At 66.9% G+C, this 5,220-nt stretch carries 5 protein-coding genes; all 5 read right to left on the reverse strand.

Going from position 1 to position 5,220, the window contains the following annotated elements; translation table 11 throughout:
* Positions 1–503 (reverse strand): hypothetical protein (locus F8K16_RS00465; protein ID WP_294945440.1); only part of this gene is annotated, 503 nt, incomplete at its 3' end.
* Positions 504–886: 383 nt separating this feature from the next.
* Positions 887–1,498, reverse strand: a complete 612-nt coding sequence (locus tag F8K16_RS00470; protein ID WP_294945442.1) for a hypothetical protein — start codon at positions 1,496–1,498, stop codon at positions 887–889.
* Between the two features lie 62 nt (positions 1,499–1,560).
* Positions 1,561–2,160 carry an RNA polymerase sigma factor gene (locus F8K16_RS00475; RefSeq protein WP_294945445.1) on the reverse strand — a complete coding sequence of 200 codons (600 nt, stop codon included), beginning with the start codon at positions 2,158–2,160 and terminating at the stop codon, positions 1,561–1,563.
* Complete coding sequence (locus F8K16_RS00480) at positions 2,157–3,251, reverse strand: hypothetical protein (RefSeq protein ID WP_294945448.1); 1,095 nt, start codon at positions 3,249–3,251, stop codon at positions 2,157–2,159. Before F8K16_RS00480 ends, F8K16_RS00475 begins: the two co-directional genes overlap by 4 nt.
* A gap of 4 nt (positions 3,252–3,255) precedes the next feature.
* Positions 3,256–5,220, reverse strand: a 1,965-nt coding sequence (locus F8K16_RS00485; protein ID WP_294945451.1) for a hypothetical protein, incomplete at its 5' end; no start/stop codon positions are given.

A 5,220-nucleotide genomic window follows, 5' to 3' on the forward strand; every position in this document is an offset into this window, starting at 1 on the left:
AGCACGGCCTCAGCCGAGGCGTCGACCGTCTCACCACGTTGGCGGTAAACGGCAGCGTTGACCAGTCTTGCTCTGGGCAGTAGAGCAAGGCCTCCGTGCGTGCCGTCTCCCATCAGCAGTGAAGCCAGCGCCGTAGCATGACCGGTGCCTCCGGGCGTCTCGCCAGGACGCAGCAGGCTGACAACCCGAATGTCGCGTCCCTGGAGTGCGGGGTGTGCGGTATGCACGGCGCCATCCAGCAGGCCGAGCGTGATCCGGCTGGTGCAGCGGGCGGGAGGTTCGTCCACAGAAGGAGGAGATGGCGGTTCAGGTGGGGCGCCCAACGGCTGGTAACGGTGATTGATGCTGACGGGCAGGTGCGGGAACCGCTGTCGCAGTGAACGGACGGCCTGTGGCGCGGACATGTCTGCCGGTGTGCGGAAAGTGCTCAGAAACAGCCCCAGCGCCGGCAGTCGATAGCGACGCAGCAGGCGAAAGCCCGATCGGGTCAGCTGTTTCTGCATGCGGCGCGCGCTTACGAGATCCGGGCTGGCCAGCAATACCTCTTTCGGCTCCCATGGGGGGGTGGCCGGTGGCGCCGCTGAAAAGGTAGCCGGTATGGGAGGCGCGTCAAGGAAGGCCCCGCCATGGGAGGGTGTGACCGGTTTGGGAGTGGGGAGAGTGTCGGGGGGCAAGGATGTAGGCGGCTGATGTGCCGTGGTGCGGGGGGCACCGTGTGGGGTGTCGGGCGCAGGGCGTGTGTGCGGTTTCTGTACCGGGTCATCCGACTTCTGCACAGTGGTGGTCAGGGAAGCAGGGCGGTCGGGGGGGCGCAAGGGTTCGGCCGCCAGCACGGATGCAGTCAGCAGCCCGAGCAGCAACCCGAGCAGCAACCCGAGCAGAGCGTTCATGGCAGCAGCGCCTCGGCGATTTCCGGTCGCTGGCGCAGGGCTTTCAGGGTGCGCTGCAGCGTCTGCTCGTCCGCGCCGGCGGGCAGGGCAAGACGGTAGCGTCCCGCGCTGTCCGGGCCACTGTCCAGAGTCAATCCGTAGTGTCGCAGCAGGGTGGTAATGGTGCGGCTGTCCGCACTGGGGGCGAAGCGCACCCAGATATGCAGGCGCTCATGCTGACTGGCGCCCAAGGGCGCATAGCCTGTCTGCTGACGCAGGTCGGCCTGCTGGATGAGCACCAGTTGCACCGCAAACAGCACCGCAGCGGCGGTAGCGCCGAGCCAGGTCCAGCGCCGGGCAGAAGAGGCGGGTTTGCGCAAGGGTACGACCTTGTCACGGTGTGCCTCAATGCGCGCCTGCACCTGTTGCCAGGTTTCCGGCGCAGGGTGGTGGGCGGCGTAATGGGCCTGCAATTGCCGTTGCAGCTGGCGCAGGTCAACCAGTGCCTGCCGACAGGCATCGCACTGGCGCAGGTGTGCTTCGACGCTGCGGCGCGCTTGATCACTCAGTCTGTTCTGCAGGCAGGCGATCAGCGTCTCTTCGTCCAGATGCGCGTGTTGAGGTTTCATGGTCTGGCTGGCCTGTGTCATGGTTTCTTCTTCTTGTAAGTCGGGAGCTTGTCATCCATGGTTCAAACGGCCTTTTCTCTGCGCCAGGCGGCCATGCATTGCTGCATGAAGCGCCGGGCGTGGAACACGCGGGTTTTGACGGTGTTGGTCGGGCAGTCGAGAATGCGGGCAATGTCCTGATAGGGCTGTTCCTCCACCAGCGCCAGATAGAGCGCCTGTCGCTGGGCGGGCGGCAGTTGGGCCAGACAGGCATCGAAACACGCCTGGCAGGCTTCGTTCAGTGCTGCGTGTTCCCCCTCGACGGCAGGGGTGACTGTTTCGCTGAGCGCCTGATCCAGTGGCCGTGCAGGCCGCACCGTGTCCAGTTCCTCGCTGTCCCGGCGGGTACGGCGCCACACGTCCATCACCTTGTGATGGGCGATGCCCAGCACCCAGGTCAGCACGCTGGCGCGTCCTTCAAAGCGGCCGGCCTGCTGCCAGACCTGCACCATCACCTCGCTGACGATGCCGTCGGCTTCGTGCGGGTCGTCGAGGCGGCTGAGGGCGAAGCGGTAGATGCTGGGCGCCAGCGCGTCATACAGGTGTCTGAGTGCACGGGTGTCACCCTCGGCTACCTGCTGCAGCCATATCCGCAGGCGTGAATCGTCGACTGTCCGGCTCACGGTTCCAGCGTGCCTTTGCGTTTGGGGGTGCGGCCGATGGGGCGGCCATGCGCATCAATGGCCTCCACCCACCAGTGCCAGCTTTCGTGGGGGCGAAGTCGGGACCAGACACCCTCGCTCAATGTTGTGTCCATCTGTTCCGCCGAGCAGGCGGGGCGTACGGCCTGGCCCAGCGGTGGCTGGTCGTCTTCGGCTTGAAGAAGCAGCAGGTAATGATGGGCACCCGGCAGGCACTGCCAGCGGAAACGGGTGTTGGGTCGCAGTCTCGCACCCTCGTCCGGTGCCGAGAGCGCAATGGGGCGCACACCGTCCAACAGGGTGTGTGCATTGGTGACCTGATAGCGCAGCATCAGTGTGTCACTCTGCACCGGGGGACGGATCAGGCGCAGGCGCAGCTGATAGACGCCCGGGGTGGCGGTGGGCAGGTCGGGGCTGACCAGCTGGACGGTGCCACCTGCGCCCAGCATGCGGTGAATGGGTGCCAGCGTCCGCCAGCCGGGGCGCTGATCACTGGTCATGGGGCCGGCAATCTCCCATACGCCTTCCAGCAGGCCGTGGCCTCGATAGCGCATCAGCGCCCGGGCAGCCAAGGGGGCACCCCGCGGCACCACCGCACCGGTCTCTCCGTTGTTCAGGCGCAGGGTGATGGCCTCCAGACCCAGCTGCCGGCCGGTGAGTCCGCTGCCGTGCACGGGCAGCTGGATGATGGCGGTGGCCGTGCCGTCAGCATCAGAAAAGGTGCGGCAAAGCAGTATGTTAGGTCTGCCGCTGCGGCGGGCGCGGGCAGTCAGACCGGGCGGCACGGGCACGGTTTCCGTCAGGCGCAGGGTGCCCGCGCCATTCAGCGTGCCGCCGAGAGAGCGGTTGAGCGACAGGTCGGGATGGTTGCAGCTGTCCAGCGCGAAGCCCAGTTGGGTGGAATGCACGGGCGCATTGTGCTGCGTGCTGATGATCTGCCAGCTGAGCCGCACGCTGCCGGGGGCGGTGGCGGATACGCTGGCGGGCGTGCTCTGGCCGCTGGCCGAGGTGATGAGGGCGTGCCCCGGTGTGGCAAGCAGGAGCAGCAGGGGGAGGCATGTGAGGCGTTTCATGGCGTCAGTCCCATTGCAGTCGCAGCGTGGCAGAGAGCTGCCAGCTTTCGGTGGTGGTGTCGGTCAGCCGGTCATGCAGACGCTGCCAGTCACCGGCAAGCCCGACGGACAGCGGCAGACGGCCGTTTTCCCGGAGGCGAAGATCAAGGCTGCCGGAGAGGCTGTGTCCACTGGTATCCACACCGTAGAGCGGATCCTGTTCCCGACTCCATGCCGGGGAGAGTGCCAGTTGGAGGCGGTCGCCGAGCCATCCGCCGGTGGTCAGGTCCACAGCCGCCGTCTCTGAGCGGACGGTGAGGTTGGCGCGGGTGTAACGGGTTTCACCCCGTTGCCAGCTGGGCGCCAGAGTGAACGTGCGTCCCCGCGGCAGGCGCCAGCGTCGCTGCAGGGCGAGTTGCCAGCTGTCGGTGTCGGCATCGTTGATGTTGAGGCGGCGGTCATCCAGCCAGCTGTGCTCCCACACCAGCTGTCCGGTGACACCGTGCACTTTCAGCCCGGCCTGCAGGCTGAGGCCTTGGGTCAGGTCATCGGCAGGGGTGCCGGAATAGCCGGTGGGAATGCGTTTCGGATTTCGGTTCTGGCGCCACAGGGTCAGGTCCAGACTGTCGAGTACATGACCCCATGGCCGGGTGAAGCGGTAGCCCAGCTGGGCGCGCTGGTCTTCCACCTGCGTGGTGAGCAGCGCCGGGTCGTTGTCCACATTGTCCTCCAGCGACTGCCAGCTGAGCGCCCCCTGCCAGTTGCCGTGGGCGAAGGCGAGCGCCAGCCGGCCGCCCTGCTGATCCACCTCGCCGGTGGGGTTGAGCAGGCTGACGAACCAGGGACCGACGCGTCCATAGTCCGCCTGCAGCAGCCACTGCCATGCGCTTTTCCGGATACCGTAGCTGGCGTTGAGTCGGAAGGCCCGGTCGTCAAGGGGGCGGGCCAGGGTGCCGCGTCCGTCTGCATCCCAGCGGGAGCCGGCCAGCTCGCCCCGCAGCGTCAGGCGCTTGTCAAGCAACTGGTCGCTCAGGGCGACCTGCCAGCCACTGCCGTCCTGTTCCCATCGGGTGTTCGGGTCGGTGATGCGGCCCTCATAGGCGCCAGCTTCCACCTGCAGGGTGGGATGCCCGGCTATGGGCGCGGTGCGCACGCTGCCACCGAAGACGCGGTTGCGATCGTCATCCACGCCCAGCGTGTTGCCGAAACGGCTGATACTGTCGGGACGGCTGGTGAACAGTCGGGCCGACAGCGGCAGTCCGCCGGGCGTGTTCAGGTCCACACGCACGCCCCGGTGGGTGAGGCCGTCGCTGATGAGGCTCTGGTTCAGCATGGCCTGGTGGCCGGCGGTGAGGGAGAGAGGCTTGCGCTGGAAGGTGAGCAGATAACGGGGCAGCTCGGCCTGATCCCCACCTGGCGCGGCACTGGCGTAGCTGATGTCGGCGCTGCCTTCGGCGCGCCACTGACCTCGCGCCGCCTTGCCCCGCACGGACAGGGCACCTTCACCACTCCAGTCCGGTATGCCGGTGCGGGGCGAGGCGCTCAGCGTGCGGCTCAGCGTGGCACTGCCCTGCCATGAACCCTCAAGCGTGTCGAACACGGCGCTCTGGCGCACCTTGAAGTTCCACTGACCCAGTTCGAGCAGTTCGCCCTCGACGGTTTCCACTGTCAGCCGCAGGGTATGGGTGCCCGGGGTCAGCGCCTTGGGGGGACGCAGCGTGATCCGGTCGCTGGTGCGCTGCATCAGTTCGGTGACATCGATCTCGTCCAGCTCGGCGGACAGAGTGCCATCCGGTGCATCATTAAGCTGAATGTGGATGGGCGTGTCTGCCAGCCGTACGCCCTGTTCAGGTGGCAGCAGCCGGGCCGGGCTCTGCGCCCACACAGGCTGCAGGCTCAGCCAGGCGAGCAGGGTGAGGGGTTTCATGATCGAACCACGCAATGTCTGTCCTCCTGCCCGTGAGTCGGGCGCACGGGGGTGTCGGTTCAA

The organism is Sulfurivirga sp., from assembly GCF_015490265.1.
In the GTDB taxonomy this organism is placed as follows: domain Bacteria; phylum Pseudomonadota; class Gammaproteobacteria; order Thiomicrospirales; family Thiomicrospiraceae; genus Sulfurivirga.